The following is a 16,770-nucleotide window of genomic DNA, read 5'->3' as shown; positions in this document are numbered from 1 at the left end:
TCAAGGATCACCGGCGTGCGGCGAAGCGGCCCGGACGCGCCGATCGGCACCGGCGGCATCACCCGGCGAGCGCATATTGTTGAACGCACTATGACCCTCACCGATCGCCTGCCCGCCACCGACGACCCCGACGACCTCTTCGACGCCTTCAGCGCCTGGGCCGGCGAGCAGGGGATCACCCTCTATCCGGCGCAGGAGGAAGCGCTGCTGGAGGTGGTCACCGGGGCGAACCTGATCCTGTCCACCCCGACCGGCTCCGGCAAGTCGCTGGTCGCCGCCGGCGCGCACTTCGCCGCCCTGGCGCGCTACCGGGAGGACCCGACGCAGCGCACCTTCTACACCGCGCCGATCAAGGCGCTGGTGAGCGAGAAGTTCTTCGCGCTGTGCGCCATGTTCGGAGCGGACAAGGTGGGCATGCTCACCGGCGACGCCAGCGTGAACCCGAACGCGCCGATCATCTGCTGCACCGCCGAGGTGCTGGCCAACCACGCGCTGCGCGACGGCACCGAGGCCGACGTCGGCCAGGTGGTGATGGACGAGTTCCACTTCTACGCCGAGCCGGACCGCGGCTGGGCCTGGCAGGTGCCGATCCTGGAGCTGCCGAAGGCGCAGTTCGTGCTGATGTCGGCCACCCTCGGCGACGTCAGCCGCTTCGAGAAGGACCTCACCCGCCGCACCGGCCGCCCGACCGCGGTGGTCTCCTCCGGGCAGCGCCCCGTGCCGCTGTACTACTCCTACTCCGAGACGCCGCTGCACGAGACGCTGGAAGAGCTCCTGCAGACCAACCAGGCGCCGATCTACGTCGTGCACTTCACGCAGGCCGCGGCCATCGAGCGCGCGCAGGCCCTGATGAGCGTCAACGTGTGCACCAAGGAGGAGAAGGCGAAGATCGCCGACATGATCGGCAACTTCCGCTTCACCGCCGGCTTCGGCAAGACGCTCTCGCGGCTGGTCCGGCACGGCATCGGCGTCCACCACGCCGGCATGCTGCCGAAGTACCGCCGGCTGGTGGAGCTGCTGGCGCAGGCCGGGCTGCTGAAGGTGATCTGCGGCACCGACACCCTCGGCGTCGGCATCAACGTGCCGATCCGCACCGTGCTGTTCACCGGGCTGACCAAGTACGACGGCGTGCGGACCCGCCAGCTCAAGGCGCGCGAGTTCCACCAGATCGCCGGGCGCGCCGGCCGGGCCGGGTACGACAGCGCCGGCTACGTCGTGGCGCAGGCGCCCGAGCACGAGGTGGAGAACGCCAAGCGCGTGTCCAAGGCCGGCGGGGACAAGAAGAAGCTCTCGCGCGTGGTCCGGGTCAAGGCGCCGGAGGGCTTCGTCTCCTGGGGCAAGCCGAGCTTCGAGCGCATGGTCGCCGCCGAGCCGGAGCCGCTGACCTCCAGTTTCCAGGTCAGCCACGCGATGCTGCTGAACGTCATCAGCCGCCCCGGCGACTCCTTCGACGCCATGCGGCACCTGCTGGAGGACAACCACGAGGACCGCAAGTCCCAGCTGAAGCTGATCCGCAAGGCGATCGCCATCTACCGCGCGCTTCTCGCCGCCGGGATCGTCGAGCAGCTGGACGCCCCCGACGAGCAGGGCCGGATCGTGCGGCTGACCAAGGACCTGCAGTTCGACTTCGCCCTGAACCAGCCGCTGTCGCCGTTCGCGCTGGCGACGCTGGAGCTGCTGGAGCCGGAGTCGCCGACCTACGCGCTGGACGTCCTGTCGGTCATCGAGTCGACGCTGGACAATCCGCGCCAGGTGCTGTCCGCGCAGCAGAACAAGGCGCGCGGCGAGGCGGTCGCGCAGATGAAGGCGGACGGGATCGAGTACGAGGAGCGCATGGAGCTCCTGGAGAACGTCGGATATCCCAAGCCGTTGCAGGAGCTCCTTGAGGCGGCGTACGACGTCTACAAGCGCAGTTCCCCTTGGGTCGCTGACTACGAGGTCGCCCCGAAGTCCGTCGCGCGGGACATGTTCGAGCGCGCCATGACCTTCGCGGAGTACGTGAGCTTCTATACGCTCCCGCGCTCGGAAGGGCTCCTGCTGCGCTACCTCGCCGACGCCTTCAAGGCGCTCAAGCACACCGTGCCCGAGGAGATGCGCAACGACGAGGTCGACGACCTCATCGAGTGGCTCGGCGAGATGGTGCGCCAGGTCGACTCCTCTCTGCTCGACGAGTGGGAGGAGCTGGTCAACCCTGGGGAGGAGGCGCCCGCGATCTCCCCGCACAACTTCGACGAGCGCCCGCCGCCGGTCACCGCGAACGCCCGCGCCTTCCGCGTCATGGTCCGCAACGAGCTGTTCCACCGCGTCGAGCTGTTCGCGCTGCGGAAGTACAACGACCTCGGCGAGCTGGACGCGGCCTCGGGCTGGGATTCCGAGAAGTGGTACTACGCGATCGAGGACTACTTCGAGGTCCACGACATGCTCGGTACCGACTCGAACGCGCGCGGCCCGAAGCTGCTCATCATCGACGAGAAGCCCGAGGGACAGCCCGGCAAGTGGCTCGTCCGTCAGATCTTCGACGACCCCGAGGGCGACCACGACTGGGGGATCAGCGCCGAGGTGGACCTGGCGGCGAGCGACGAGGCGGGGACCGCCGTGGTGGTCGTCACCGACGTGAACCAGCTGTGAGCCTCCAGGGCTATCCTCAACGCGGCCCGGGGATCGTTCGGCGGCGCCGCGACGTTGCTCAGTGAGAAGACCTACGATGGCGCGGCGGCGGCGACGACCGCCCGCGCCGAGCGCACGACCCGCCGACCCCCGAGGTGAGTGACCCGATGGCCCGCAACAACCTGCGCCTGCTCCAGCCCGGCGAGTACCGCCCCGACTGGTCGCAGGCGGCTCGCGGCGGCGGTATCTCACCGATCTTCCTGGCCCTGATAGCCGGCTTCGCGGCCAGCGGCTTCGCGCTCTACAAGGGCTATGGCAGCGACCGCGCGGGCGTGTTCATCTTCGTGCTCTGCGGCTGGCTGATATCGCTGTGCCTGCACGAGTTCATGCACGCCGCGGCCGCCTACTGGGCCGGCGACCACACGGTGGCCGGCAAGGGCTACCTGCGCCTGGACCCGCGCGTCTACGGACACCCGGTCCTGACCTTCGTGCTGCCGCTGTTCTTCCTGCTCGTCGGCGGGCTGCCGCTGCCCGGCGGCGCGGTGGCGATCGAGTCGCACCGCTTGCGCGGGAAGTGGAAGGACTCGCTGGTCTCGGCGGCGGGTCCGGCGGTGAACGTGGTCTTCTCGATCGTGCTGCTCGCGGTGCTGGACGGCTTCGGCCCGCCGTGGATCTTCTCCCCCACGTCTCCGGACCACGCCGCACTCTGGTCGGCGCTGACGTTCCTGGCGTACATCCAGATCGCGAGCGCGATCCTGAACCTGCTGCCGATCCCCGGGCTCGACGGCTACGGCATCATCGAGCCCTTCCTGAGCGCCGACTGGCGCCGCATGGCGGCGCAGATCGCGCCGTACGGGATCCTGATCGTGTTCGTGCTGCTGTACGCGCTGGGTCCGGACAAGAACTTCATCGCGAACTGGGCGCACGACATCCTGGAGCCGCGGTCGCCGGTGAACGGGGAGTACTTCGGATACAACCTGTTCAAGTTCTGGGGCAGCTTCAACGGCGGGTAGCCGACCGCCGCACTGTCACACAGCGAAGCGCCCGCCGGGACCGAGATCCCAGCGGGCGCTTGACGTTTCCCGGCTAGGCGAGCCCGGCGCGCCGCAGCGCATCGGCCAGCGCGCCCTGCGGCTCGCTGGTGCCACCGCGTCGGTCGCCGCCCCGGCCGCCGCCACCGCCGCTGTTGCCGCCACCGCTGTTTCCACCGCCGCCGCCACCACGCCGGTCGCCGCCGCCGTTGCCGGCGTTGCCGCCGCCACTGCCCTGGCCGCCCTGACCGCCGCGCCGCTCACCGCCGCCACCGCCGCCGCGCCCATCGCGCCCGCGACCGCCACCGCTGTTCTCGCCCGACTGCCGCTGGCGTCCGGGACCGCCGGAGCCGCCCGAGCCGCCGGCACCGGCCTCGTCGTCCAGCCGCAGGGTCAGCGCGATCCGTTTGCGCACCGCGTCCACGTCCAGCACCTTCACGCGGACCACGTCGCCGGGCTTCACCACGTCGCGCGGGTCCTTGACGAACGTCTTCGACAGCGCCGAGATGTGGACCAGGCCGTCCTGGTGGACGCCGACGTCGACGAAGGCGCCGAAGGCCGCGACGTTGGTGACCACGCCCTCCAGGATCATGCCGGGCTGCAGGTCGCCGATCTTCTCCACGCCCTCCTTGAAGGTCGCGGTCTTGAAGGCGGGGCGCGGGTCGCGGCCGGGCTTCTCCAGCTCGGCCAGGATGTCGGTGACGGTCGGGACGCCGAAGGTGTCGTCGGCGAACTCCGCCGGGCGCAGGGCCCGCAGGGTCTTGGTGTCGCCGATCAGCTCCTTGATACCGCTGCCGGTGCTCGCCAGGATGCGGCGCACCACCGGGTAGGCCTCGGGGTGGACCGAGGAGGCGTCCAGCGGGTCGTCGCCGCCGGGGATGCGCAGGAAGCCCGCGCACTGCTCGAAGGCCTTGGCGCCCAGGCGCGGGACGCCCTTGATGGCGCTGCGGGTGGCGAACGGGCCGTTGGCGTCGCGGTGGGCCACGATGTTGTCCGCCAGGGACGAGCCGATGCCCGACACCCGGGTCAGCAGCGGCGCCGAGGCGGTGTTCACGTCCACGCCGACGGCGTTCACGCAGTCCTCGACCACGGCGTCCAGGGAGCGCGAGAGCTTCCCCTCGGCGAGGTCGTGCTGGTACTGCCCGACGCCGATGGACTTCGGGTCGATCTTCACCAGCTCGGCCAGCGGGTCCTGCAGGCGGCGGGCGATCGAGACCGCGCCGCGCAGCGAGACGTCCATGTTCGGCAGTTCCTGGGAGGCGAAGGCCGAGGCCGAGTACACCGAGGCGCCGGCCTCGGAGACCATGATCTTCGTCAGCTTCAGGTCCGGCAGGTTGGCGACCAGTTCCTGGGCCAGCTTGTCGGTCTCGCGGGAGGCCGTGCCGTTGCCGAACGCGATCAGCTCGACCTTGTGGACCTTGACCAGCGAGGCGAGCTTGGCCAGCGCCTCGTTCCACTTGTTCTGCGGAACGTGCGGGTAGATCACGTCGGTGGCCACGACCTTGCCGGTGGCGTCGACGACCGCGACCTTCACGCCGGTGCGGTAACCGGGGTCCAGGCCCATCGTGGCGCGGGTACCGGCGGGGGCGGCCAACAGCAGGTCGCGCAGGTTCGCGGCGAAGACCCGGACCGCCTCGTCCTCGGCGAGCGTCCACAGCTGCATGCGGACGTCCACGGCCAGGCGCACCAGGATGCGCGTGCGCCAGGCCCAGCGCACGGTGTCGTTCAGCCACTTCACGCCGGCGCCGGCCGCGGTCGGCGAGGGGATGGCGAAGTTCTTGGCGATGCGGACCTCGTACCCGCTCTGCGTCACCGGCGCGCCGGGCTCGGCGTCCTCGGGCTCGGGATCGAAGGTGAGGTCCAGGACCTCCTCCTTCTCCCCGCGCAGCAGCGCCAGGATGCGGTGCGAGGGCAGCGCGGTGAAGGGCTCTGCGAAGGAGAAGTAGTCGGAGAACTTCGCGCCCGCCTCCTCCTTGCCCTCGCGGACCTTGGAGGTCAGCCGGCCGGAGGACCACATCCGCTCGCGCAGCGCGCCGATCAGGTCGGCGTCCTCGCCGAACCGCTCGACCAGGATCGAGCGCGCGCCGTCCAGCGCGGCCGGGGCATCCGCGACGCCCTTGTCGGCGTCCACGTATCCCGCGGCGGTGGCAGCCGGATCCAGGCTCGGGTCCGCGAGCAGCGCGTCGGCCAGCGGCTCCAGCCCGGCCTCGCGCGCGATCATCGCCTTGGTCCGCCGCTTGGGCTTGAAGGGCAGGTAGATGTCCTCCAGCCGGGACTTGGAATCCGCGGCGAGGATCTGCGCCTCCAGCGCCTCATCGAGCTTGCCCTGGCTGCGGATGGACTCCAGGATCGCCTCCCGGCGCTCCTCCATCTCGCGCAGGTAGCGCAGCCGCTCCTCCAGCGTGCGCAGCTGCGCGTCATCCAGCCCCTCGGTCACCTCCTTGCGATACCGCGCGACGAAAGGCACGGTCGCCCCGCCGTCCAGGAGCTCGACGGCCGCCCGGACCTGCCGGTCGACGACGCCGAGCTCCTCGGCGATGCGCAAGTGGATGGACGCTGCTGTCGCTGCCACGCGTGGTACTCCCGCCAGGTGAAAAGCCTGCTATCTCGCGAGAGCGATCCTAGACGACTGATTCCTGGGGGTTCCGGCAATCAGCACCGCCGGCCGACAAGCAAAATCGCGAAAGGGCTCCGCGACCGGCTGATCAGCCACCGCGCCGAAGGTGCCAATGGATACAGCGCGCCGAAACCTTCAGAAATCAGTCGTCTGGCGACTAGAGCACGAACTTCTCGGCGACCGTGGAGTACTCGAAGAGTTCTTCGTCCGTGAACCAGAGGGCGACTTCCTGCTTCGCCTCGTCGATGTTGCCGGAGGCGTGGACCAGGTTGGCGACCGCGATGCCGTTGGCGGTGGCGTAGGCCTTGTTCTGGTGGGCGTAGTCGCCGCGGATGGTGCCGGGGGCGGCTTCGTTGGGGTAGGTGGAGCCGACGAGCTTGCGGACGGTCTTGACCGCGTCGATGCCCTCGAGGACCAGGGCCAGGACCGGGCCGGACTGCATGAAGGTGGCGGTGGCGTTGTAGACGCCGGCGCCGAAGCGCTCCTCCAGGTCGAAGTAGTGCTTGCGGGTCAGGTCGGCGTCCATCCAGACCATCTTGGAGCCGACCACCTTCAGCAGCGCGTCCTCGAACCGGGTCAGGACCCGGCCCATCGTGCCGCGCGCCACGGCGTCGGGCTTGAGCAGGACGAGCGTCCGCTCGGCGGGGGCGCCGGTGTCGGTCATATGCGTGGTCCTTCGCTGTTCGACGATCGATGTCCGTGCTATTGCCGTACGGGACTGCTATGAGCATCTTATTGGGCACGCGCCACGGCCTCTCGGAGGTCACCCGCGCCGCGGCGGCCTTCGCGCGCTCGGTGTCTGTCCGCTGTCACAGGCGCCGGACTTTCGCCCCGATCCGTACCGTGTCCGGCCGTTTTCCTATGCCTACCAGGAACTTCGCTGTCCGCTCACGGCCGACGAGAGTTCGCCCCCCGGTGGCGATTTCGCGTTGTATCGCGTGTCACAATGAGCGGGAACGAGTCCGCGAGTCGGACCCGCACTGCGGTGGGGACCGTCTGCGGACGGAGGTCGCGATAGCCTGAGGGGGCTCTTTCGTGAGTGGTAACGCGTTGACCAACGCGGATTCGGAACCGGGCGCTTTCGCCCGGGTCGTGTCCGGGCGCAAGTCCAAATGGGTGGTGTTCGGGGTCTGGATACTCCTGATCATCGCCCTGGGTGGATTCGCCTCGAAACTGAACGGCGTCGAGAAGAACGACAGCGCGGCTTGGCTTCCCAAGAGCGCGGAATCGACGCAGGAACTGAAGCTGGAGGGGGCGTTCCACCCCAACTGGTATCCCGCCATCCTCTTCTTCGAGCGGGACGGCGGGCTCAACGCCGCCGACCACGCGCAGATCGACAAGACCGTCGCGGCGCTGAAGGTCAGCGCCAAGCCGGCGGCCGTGAACATGGTCGTGCACGAGGCCGTCCTGACCCAGGAGGTCACGGACGGACCGAACGCCGGGAAGGCCGCCCAGGTCATCGTCCCGCTCAATCTGGGCAACGACGGCTGGAACAAGCTCCCGGACACCATCAAGGCGGTGAAGGCCGCGATGGGTCCGGCCAGCGCCGGGGAGAAGGTCTACGTCACCGGCCCGATGGGTGAGGCAGCCGACGAGGCTGACTCCTTCAAGAACATCAACGGGTCGCTGACGTACATCACACTCGGCGTGGTCATCCTGATCCTGCTGATCGCCTACCGCAGCCCGATCCTGTGGTTCATCCCGATCCTCTCGGCCGGCGGCGCGCTGTTCGTCGGCGAGGGCATCATCTACCTGCTGGCCAAGCACGCCGGGTTGACGGTGAACGGCCAAGCCGCGTTCATCCTTGTCGTGTTGCTGCTCGGCGCGGGAACCGACTACGCGCTGCTGCTCATCGCCCGCTATCGCGAAGAGCTGAGACGCTACGAGGACCGGCACGAGGCGATGGCGCACGCCCTGCACCGCGCCGGGCCCGCGCTGGTGGCCAGCTCCACCACGGTCGCCGTCAGCATGCTGATCCTCCTGGTCGCCGAGATGAACTCGACCAAGGGCATGGGCCCGGTGCTGGCCATCGGCGTCCTGGTCGACCTGCTGGCGATGCTGACCCTGATGCCGGCCCTGGTCGTCATCTGCGGCCGGTGGATCTTCTGGCCGGTCAAGCCGACGGTGGGCTCGGAGGAGCCGACGCAGCACGGCGTGTGGGCGCGGATCGGCAAGCGCATCGCCGTGCGCCCGCGCACGGTGTGGGTCGCGACCGCGCTGCTGCTGCTCATCGGCGCGGCCGGGATGACCCAGCTGCACGCGCACCAGATGGCCTCGGCCGACAACTTCGTGAACAAGCCGGACTCGGTGGTCGGCGCGGAGCTCCAGGCGCGGTACTTCCCGCCGTCCTCGGGCCAGTCGCTGGACATCATCGGCAACGCCGCCAAGGTCGACGCCGTGACCGCCGCGCTGAAGACGGTGCCGGGCATCGACCCGTCGTCGGTCGGGACGCCGACGACGGTGCCCCAGCAGATCGTCGGCGGGCACTTCTACGTCGAGGCGATGCCCAAGGACCCGGCGGACTCCAACGCCGCGAAGGATACCGTCGCGCGGGTCCGCACCGCGCTGCGCGCCATCCCGGGAGCGGAGGCGAAGGTCGGCTCCGGCTCGGCGATGCTCGTGGACGTCGACCACGCCACACGCCACGACAACGAGTGGATCATCCCGATCACGCTGATCGCGGTGTTCATCATCCTGGGACTGCTGCTGCGGGCCTTCGTCGCCCCGCTGCTGCTGATCATCACCGTCATCCTGTCCCTAGGCGCCTCGCTGGGCCTCAGCGCCCTGGCGTTCAAGGCGTTCGGCTGGAACGGCGTGGACACGAGCATGCCGCTGTACGCGTTCGTGTTCCTGGTGGCGTTGGGCATCGACTACAACATCTTCCTGATGACCCGCATCAGGGAGGAGTCGGTCCGGCGCGGTACCAGGCGCGGCGCGCTGGTCGGCCTGTCCGCGACCGGCGGCGTGATCACCTGGGCCGGGCTGGTGCTGGCCGCCACCTTCGGCGTGCTGGCCGGCCTGCCGATCGTGACCTTCGCCGAGATCGGCTTCGCGGTCGCGCTCGGCGTGCTGCTGGACACCATGATCGTGCGGTCGGTCCTGGTGACGGCGCTGACCCTGGACATCGGCAAGGTCATGTGGTGGCCCTCGCAGCTGTCGAAGGCCGACGAGCCCGGCGGCGGGACGCTGGACTCCGCGCGGTCGGCGGACGACAGCGTGCTGGTGTAGTGCTGGTGTTGTACCTGTAGTACCGCAGTAGACGAATAGCGATGGGGAGGCTCCCGGCCGGGAGTCTCCCCATCGCTTTCGCGCGTCTATGCGTCTATGTGTCTATGCCTTCTACTGTCCGGCCAGCGCCTCGACGACCGGCGCCAACCGGTCCAGATCGTCGATGAGGAACGAGCTGATCCCGAACCGCTCGCGCAGTTCCAGGAACTTGGCGATCAGGTCCTTGACGGTCCCGATGTAGCTGTGCGGCGACTCCAGGATGTCCTCGACCGTCAGCTCGACGCCGGTCTGCTCGCGAATGCGGTCGACACGGCGCTGCGCCTCGATCCGCGGTTCGGTGGTGACCACGCTCGGACCGCCGGTGGGATAGGCGTTCAATTCGATCTCCGCGAAGCGCTCCCCGGCGGCCTCGCGGATCCAGCCGATCTTCTCCTCGGTCGCCGCCGCGGTGATGCTCGGGGCGTCCAGGCGCGGGACGTCGCCGCCGAGGAGGCGCGGCGCCAGGCCGATGACCTGGGCTTCCCGCGCGGCGAGCGTCAGGAACCGCTTGCCGCCCCCGCCGAGGAAGAACGGCGGATGCGGACGCTGCACCGGCGCCGGGGCGCCGTCGAGGTCCGTGATCGTGTAGTACTCCCCGGCGAAGGAGAACGCGCCCTCGGCGAAGCAGCCCTTGATGATCGCGAGCGCCTCGGTCAGCTGCTTGATGCGCACCCCGACCGGCTCGAAGGGGATGCCGATCGCGTCGTACTCGGGCTTGTTCCAGCCCGCGCCGATCCCGATGTCGAGCCGGCCGCCCGACAGCCGGTCGAGCGTGGCCAACTCCTGCGCCAGCACCGCCGGATGCCGCAGGCTGTTGTTGAGCACGAAGGTCCCGACGCGCAGCCGCTCGGTCACCGCCGCGACCTGCGCCAGCGGCAGCAGCGGGGCGGGAGACATCAGGTGGTCCGGGATCACGAAGCCGTGGCAGCCCATCGCCTCGGCCCGGCGGGCCAGGGGGATGAGATCCAGGATGTCGTCGTCGTCGGCGATCGTCGCCAGAAAGCGGAAGGGACGCATCCCGCCATCTTTCCCGACGGCGGCCTGCTGCGGCTGGTCGTGCCCGCTCGCGTGTCCCGGCGCCGGCCCGCTCACGCTCCGGCGGCCGTGATCGCCTCCGCGACGTCCTCGGCGGTCGGCGCGTCGGCGGCCCAGGCGATGTAGCCGTCCGGCCTGATCAGGCGTACCGGTCCGCCGTCCGCCGACACTGCCGTCTTCACTCCCGCCTTGGCCGCGGCCTCGTGCAATTCGGCAGGCGCCACCAGGACGAATCCGCCGCCGCGCAGCGCTTCGAACAGCCGGGACGGCGTGCCGGCCAGGGCCACGTCGCCGGCGCGGTGCCCGGTCAGCGGATGTGCGCCGTGGGGCGCGGCATAGGAGATCCACAGCCCTGACAACGCGTAGCCGAGCCTCCGGTTCACCGCCGGGCGCGCCAGCGCGAAGTGCATCGCCAGGTTCCGGGCCTTGCGGGCCGGCGTCATCTTGACCTGCGCGGCACGCAGCAGCCGACCCGATCCCTTGACCACCGCGGCGCCGACCGGATAGCGCTCGGCCTCATAGCTGTCGAGCAGCGCCTCGCCCGCGCGTCCCCGCAGCACCGCGATCAGCTTCCACGACAGGTTCGCCGCGTCCAACAGCCCGGTGTTCATGCCCTGGCCGCCGGCCGGGCTGTGCGTGTGCGCGGCGTCCCCGGAGAGGAAGACGCGGCCGACGCGGTAGCGCTCCGCCTGCCGCTCGTCGCTGTGGAAGCGGCTGGACCAGCGCGGCTCCCCCATGCCGAAGTCGGTGCCGAGCGTCTCGCGCAGGATCTCGCGCACCTCGCTGAGCTCGACCGGCTCGGTCTCGGCTTTGGCGTGTTTCCGGTCCCAGCAGATGATGCGGTGGAAGCCGTCCTTGAACGGGGCGACGAAGGCGAACTTGTCGCCGTCGGTGTTGGTCGCGATCCGGGCCTCCGGCGGCTGCGAGAGCCGGGCGTCCACGAGCATCACCGAGGCGACCACGGTGTGCCCGGGGAACTCCACGCCGAGCAGCGAGCGCACCGAGCTGTGGCTGCCGTCCGTGCCGACGACGTAGGCGGCCCGCTCTTCGCGCGTGCCGGAGGTGTCCCGGACGGTCACGGTCACGCCGTCGGTGTCCTGGCGCAGTCCGACGACCTCGGTCTCGTACCGGATCCGGACGCCGAGCCGCTCCAGGCGCCGATACAGCACCGCCTCGGTCTCGTACTGCGGCACCACCAGCAGATACGGATACGGCGTCGGCAACTCCGAGACGTCCACGACCGCGGTGTCGAACAGCCGCAGCGACTTCACCGGCGCGCCCCGCTCGATCAGCGGCGCGGCGATGTCCCGGGCGTCGAAGGCTTCCAGCGTCGTGGCGTGCACCACCAGCGCGCGGCTCAGGTTCGACAGACCCTCGTGCCTTCGCTCCAGCAGCGTCACCGGGACCCCGGCCTCGGCCAGGTCCGCGGCCAGCAGCAACCCGGTGGGACCGGCTCCGACCACGACCACGCCGCGGCTGTCAATATCCTTATTCACTGTTTCCGACACGCCTGGGAACGTAGCGTTCGCGAGCGCTCGGAGTCCAGACTCCCAAGGTGATCTGTACTCACGCATGAAAATCTGTACTCACGCATGAAAATCTGTCCCGCGCAGGAAAATCTGTACCCGCGGATGAACTCCCCGCAGGGGGAAGCACCGATCGCGCAGCCTGCCGGCCCGGGGTTCCGAGCCGGGCAGGCCGCCTCGTCCCAGGGTCAGGTCGCCAGGCGCATCGTCGCGCCCCACGAGGAGTTCATGCGCATGTCCAGCTCACGGACCGAGCGGGTGTCCTCGAAGTTGTCCATCTTGCGGCGCACGTTGTAGATCCGGTCCCAGCCGATGCCGTACCAGTGCTTGTCCAGGTTGACCAGCGCCCGCTCCAGGGTGACGCAGGCCTGCTCGATCTCCTTGGTGCGCACGTGGATGTCGGCCATGTCGGCCAGCACGATGGTGCGCTGCTTGGCCTCGTTGGGCTTGAGCGCCATCAGCGAGCACAGCAGCGCCTCCTGGGCCAGCTCCGGGCTGCCGCCGTTGATGTGGCAGAAGCCCTTGAAGCCGTTCAGGCGGGTGGCGTCGAAGTAGTCCAGCCATTCGGGGTCCGGCACGGCGGAGCGGTCGGCGTCGGACAGCGCCTCCTCGGCCCGGCCGATCAGGTCCACGGCGCGCTTGTTGTCGCCCAGGCGCGCCTCGATCTCGGCGTCCACGGCGTGCAGCCAGGAGCGCTGGACGGCGCTGACGCCGCGCGCGGCGTGGGCGTAGGCGGCGCGCATCAGGTCCCGGGACTCCCCGGCCTTGCCGTCCCAGGCCGGGATGAACGCCAGGTGGGCCAGGATCGCCGAGCCCAGTTGGTGGTCGTCGGCCTCGCGCGCGGCGACCAGGGCGTTGCGGTAGTGCATGCGGGCCGGCTCGGCCTTCTTCAGGTCGAAGAACGCCAGGCGCGCGGCCAGCAGCGAGGCCTCGGCCAGCGAGCCGGCCAGCCGGGAGCGCTGGGTCTGGGGTCCGGTCCCGCTCAGCAGCGCGGCCCCGAGCTGGGCGTGCGCCACGGCCGGGGAGTACATGCGGGCCGGGGGGACCGTGTAGTACAGGGATCGCTGCTGGCTGGTGATGAACTCATAGCCGTCCACCATCTGGCGGTCGAACGGGACCGCGCGGCCGGCCGGGTCGGCGGCGGCGGGCATCCGCTCGGGCGCTTCTGCCCCGTACGCGGTGTTCTCACCCGCCGCTCCGGCGACGGTCAGCGCCGCGGCGGCGCTGGTGACGAATTCTCGGCGCTTCACTGGGTCGTGCCCTCCAGATCGGTCGGCGGGCCGCGTGCGGCACAGCCCTGCCATCCGTCCGTGTTGCGTTCCCCCAGCTCCCCCGTCCTCCTCGAGCTCCGCTTCCGGAGCTGCACGCCCAGTTGCGGCGGTCGGTGGCTGTGACGGTTCCGGCCGCGGCGCCCACGGCACCGACCATCCGACCTGGAACCCCATCTGCGCGACGGAGACGCCGAAGACCTCTTCGAGAACCCGCTGGTACGCCGGGAGCGGACACGGCGGATCCTCACTCTCCCACCGGCGGACCTGCCGGACGGACAGTGACAGCACCTTACCAAGCGCGCGGGAGGCTTTCTCGAACTCCGCGGCGAATTCCGCCTGCGTCCAGTGCCGGGACAGCCGCAGTGCCTTCAGAGCCGTGTTACCCGCCGGCTTCTTGCCCGGGGAAGAGCCTGAGTCCACCTGCATGGCAGAACCCTTCGGTCCATGCGCCTGGAGCGCCCGGCCCCGCGCCGACCGCAGCCCGATCCGGCGGCGGCCTGGTGGCCGGCCGTCGCAGAGGGCTGGTTCAGACGTTAGACCCGAACAAGCCTCCAATGGTAGTACAACCACCCGAAAGGACTATGGCGAATACCTGCGAAAGCCGGGATCAGCCTGATCAGCGCTCTGCGCCGACGGGCCGGTTCTGCTAAAAAATCTCCTTCTCGCGCACTGGGAGGCCGTTGTTCAAGCTCGCCGCGCGGCGACATTCCGCTTCCGGGCCTGTGCGGTGCGTACCGCGACGTCGCCACGGCCAGATGGCCTATCCGCGCGTCTATAACATCGTGCGAAAAAATCTCACCCCCCGAGGGTTTATCCCGGTGCCGCTCCAGTGAACCCGATCGGGGCGCCGGACCGCCTTGAAGAGTGAATCCGCCGATGCTCGTGCAACGGCGCGTGCAAGCGCCGCGACCGCCCGGCCGCGCACCGTCCATCGAAACGAGCTGAGAAGATTTCCCCTCGTTCGGCGGGAACACCACGCTCTCGTGATCCGTTACACCCCTAGCCCGGCATTGCCGCTGACGGCATCGAGCTGAGAGGCGGTGCGAAGCGCCGGGTGGGTCACGGCAGGTGCGCGGAGTTTATGGAGGGGGTGAGCCGACCATGGCTCAGCAGACCACGGTGCGAGGAGCCGTCGGACCGATACCGGTCCGCTCGTCGTCGGCACGGACGGCGGCGCGGATCCCGCCGATCGCCGAGCTCAAGCTCGGCTGGCAGGAGCGGGGACTGTGCCAGTCCGGGGACGCGGCGGTGTTCTTCGCCCCGGATTCGGAACGGATCCGCGAACGGGAGAAGCGTGAGGCGTCCGCCAAGCGGGTGTGCGACGAATGTCCGGTCCGCCAGCAGTGCCTGGAGCACGCGCTGGCGCTGCCGGAGCAGTTCGGCATCTGGGGCGGGCTGACGGAAGTGGAGCGGGCCGAGGAGTCCCGCCGCCGGCGCGGGGCCGCGACCGGCGCGCGTCCGGTGGTGGTGCCGATCCGCATCGGCACGCCGCGCGACCGGGGCTTCGCCGACGCGGCGGCGGTCACCAGGGAGGGGACCGAAGTGGCCGCGTGAGGGACGCGGCGCTCAGCACGGCACGGCACCGCATAGCGGAGCACAGGACAGCACAGCAGGGCAGAGCACTAAAGACTTACCGCTGCACAGGACTTACCGCAGGACAGAGCGCAGCCACACGTCGAAGCGCCGGGTGGGCCGGGGAGGCCGCCCGGCGCTCGGCTTTCCCGCCGAGGCGGCACGCTGGCGGAAAACCGTCGCGGACACATTCAGTGAAATCGCGGGTTCGCTGCGAAACCGGGCCGCCGACCCGAAAGCCCGGCATCCACTCCTGGACGGTTCCGTTCTCCCGTACCTGCTGGATGCGCCGATCCGTGGCGGACGACCGAAAAACGGCGTCGAAGAACGCGCGATGCGATGCATTTTCCGCCCCTTCCGATCGACCTTATCCGGAAACGTCGGCGGCCTTCACCGAATGTCAGCCAGAAGCGGCGATCGCATAACACGCCACCGCCGCCGCGGCTGCCACGTTCAGCGAATCCACCCCGGCCGTCATGGGAATTCGTACCCGCATATCCGCAGCCGCCAGAGCCGGATCCGACAGCCCGTCGCCCTCCGTCCCCAGAAGCAGCGCCACCTTGTCCTCCGGCCCGAATCGTAGGTCTCGGAGATCGATCGCGGTCGGACCGGGCGTCAGCGCGATCGTCCGGAATCCGTGCTCGGCCAACGTGGTCAGACCGCCGGGCCAGGAGTCCAGCCGCGCGTACGGCAGCGCGAAGACCGTCCCCATCGACACCCGGACCGAGCGCCGGTAGAGCGGGTCCGCGCAGCTCGGCGTCAGGACGGCGGCGTCCATCCCCAGCGCCGCCGCGCTGCGGAAGATCGCGCCGAGGTTGGTGTGGTTGACGATGTCCTCCATCACCACGACCCGCTTCGCCGCCGCCAGCACGGCGCCGGCCTCCGAGACCGGCGTGCGCTGCATCGAGGCCAGGGCGCCGCGGTGGACGTGGAAGCCGGTCACCGCCTCCAGCAACGCCTCGCTGCCGACGTAGACCGGCGCGTCCACCTCCTCGATCAATGGCCGCATCGCCTGGGCCCACTTGGGCGAGAGCAGCGTCGAGCGCATCGGATAGCCGGCGGCCAGCGCGCGGCGGATCACCTTCTCGCCCTCGGCCAGGAACAAGCCCTCGGCGGGTTCGCGGACCTTGCGCAGCTCGACGTCGGTGAGGCCGGAGTAGTCGTGCAGCCGCGGATCGGACGGGTCGGTGACTTCGATCAGTTCTCCCACGCCGATAGATCCTGCCGTATCCGACCCGCCGAACCGGAATCCCGGGTCAGCGCGGCAGCAGACCGTCCCGCAGCAGAGCCCAGACGCCGGCGAAGGCCGTGTCGATGGCCGGGCGCTGCCACTCCGCGCGCGCCGCCGGGTTGTGGAACTTGGCCATGGCGTCGAACACCGCCAGCGCCGTCATCTTCGGGTCCGCCGAAGCGATCTCGCCTCGCGCGACGCCCTCAGTGATGACACTGGTCAGCTGGTCCACGACGAAGTCGATGTGCGCCACCACCGGGGTGCGCGCCTCCTCGGCCAGTTCGGCGAACGCGGCGAAGAACTCCGGGTCGTCCTGCGCCCGGGTCCACTTGGTCTCCGCCAGCGTCCACAGCAGCAGCCGCACGCGCTCGGCGGCGTCCCCCGCACCGCCGGCGACCGCCGCCAGCGCGGGATGCATCCGCTGCAGCCAGCGGTCGACCACGGCGTCGCGCAGGTCTGCCTTGGTCGGGAAGTGCCGGTACACCGACCCGTGGCTGACGCCGAGCGCCCGCGCGACGTCGACCACGCTGGTCTTGGCCGGACCGAAGCGGCGCAGGGTTTCCTCCGCCGCCTCCAGGATGCGCTCGGAGGTCAGCGGACTGTTGGGGCTCAC

Annotated in this window: 11 protein-coding genes; 4 read left to right on the top strand and 7 right to left on the bottom strand. The window is 69.9% G+C overall.

The features are described from left to right. Positions 1-90: 90 nt before the first annotated feature. The gene (locus CACI_RS11625; RefSeq protein ID WP_041540168.1) at positions 91-2,628 is read left to right on the top strand and encodes a DEAD/DEAH box helicase; all 2,538 of its coding nucleotides are present in this window, start codon (positions 91-93) and stop codon (positions 2,626-2,628) included. 146 nt (positions 2,629-2,774) lie between these two features. After that, positions 2,775-3,620, top strand: a complete 846-nt coding sequence (locus CACI_RS11620; protein WP_012786544.1) for a site-2 protease family protein — start codon at positions 2,775-2,777, stop codon at positions 3,618-3,620. A 73-nt stretch (positions 3,621-3,693) separates the two neighbouring features. On the opposite strand, the gene CACI_RS11615 is transcribed toward CACI_RS11620, so the two are convergent. Together CACI_RS11615 and CACI_RS11610 are read right to left on the bottom strand one after the other, a co-directional pair. Beyond that, positions 3,694-6,210, bottom strand: a complete 2,517-nt coding sequence (locus CACI_RS11615; protein ID WP_012786543.1) for a Tex family protein — start codon at positions 6,208-6,210, stop codon at positions 3,694-3,696. Between the two features lie 202 nt (positions 6,211-6,412). Beyond that, positions 6,413-6,919, bottom strand: a complete 507-nt coding sequence (locus CACI_RS11610) for a nucleoside-diphosphate kinase (protein ID WP_012786542.1) — start codon at positions 6,917-6,919, stop codon at positions 6,413-6,415. Between the two features lie 371 nt (positions 6,920-7,290). On the opposite strand from CACI_RS11610, the gene CACI_RS11605 reads away from it, so the two are divergent. Beyond that, positions 7,291-9,483: an MMPL family transporter gene (locus tag CACI_RS11605; protein ID WP_012786541.1), complete on the top strand. Its 2,193-nt coding sequence runs from the start codon at positions 7,291-7,293 to the stop codon at positions 9,481-9,483. A 111-nt stretch (positions 9,484-9,594) separates the two neighbouring features. On the opposite strand, the gene CACI_RS11600 is transcribed toward CACI_RS11605, so the two are convergent. The 3 genes from CACI_RS11600 to CACI_RS45415 form a co-directional block, all read right to left on the bottom strand. After that, entirely contained in the window at positions 9,595-10,539 is a 945-nt protein-coding gene (locus tag CACI_RS11600; protein ID WP_041540166.1) for a TIGR03621 family F420-dependent LLM class oxidoreductase, read from the bottom strand. A gap of 71 nt (positions 10,540-10,610) precedes the next feature. After that, complete coding sequence (locus CACI_RS11595; RefSeq protein WP_223297515.1) at positions 10,611-12,065, bottom strand: FAD-dependent oxidoreductase; 1,455 nt, start codon at positions 12,063-12,065, stop codon at positions 10,611-10,613. A gap of 206 nt (positions 12,066-12,271) precedes the next feature. Continuing rightward, complete coding sequence (locus CACI_RS45415; RefSeq protein ID WP_143765205.1) at positions 12,272-13,333, bottom strand: transcriptional regulator; 1,062 nt, start codon at positions 13,331-13,333, stop codon at positions 12,272-12,274. Between the two features lie 1,122 nt (positions 13,334-14,455). Here CACI_RS45415 and CACI_RS54140 point away from each other — a divergent pair. Continuing rightward, on the top strand, positions 14,456-14,908 hold the full coding sequence (locus tag CACI_RS54140) for a WhiB family transcriptional regulator (protein WP_012786537.1): 453 nt from the start codon (positions 14,456-14,458) through the stop codon (positions 14,906-14,908). A gap of 418 nt (positions 14,909-15,326) precedes the next feature. Here CACI_RS54140 and CACI_RS11580 read toward each other — a convergent pair whose 3' ends face one another. Beyond that, the gene (locus tag CACI_RS11580) at positions 15,327-16,136 is read right to left on the bottom strand and encodes a TrmH family RNA methyltransferase (protein WP_012786536.1); all 810 of its coding nucleotides are present in this window, start codon (positions 16,134-16,136) and stop codon (positions 15,327-15,329) included. Between the two features lie 46 nt (positions 16,137-16,182). Then, a complete protein-coding gene (locus CACI_RS11575; RefSeq protein ID WP_012786535.1) occupies positions 16,183-16,770 on the bottom strand; it encodes a TetR/AcrR family transcriptional regulator in 588 nt (195 codons plus the stop codon).

Origin of the sequence: Catenulispora acidiphila DSM 44928 (genome assembly GCF_000024025.1) — a bacterium.
Taxonomy (GTDB): domain Bacteria; phylum Actinomycetota; class Actinomycetes; order Streptomycetales; family Catenulisporaceae; genus Catenulispora; species Catenulispora acidiphila.
This window is presented reverse-complemented; position numbering and strand designations above follow the sequence as displayed.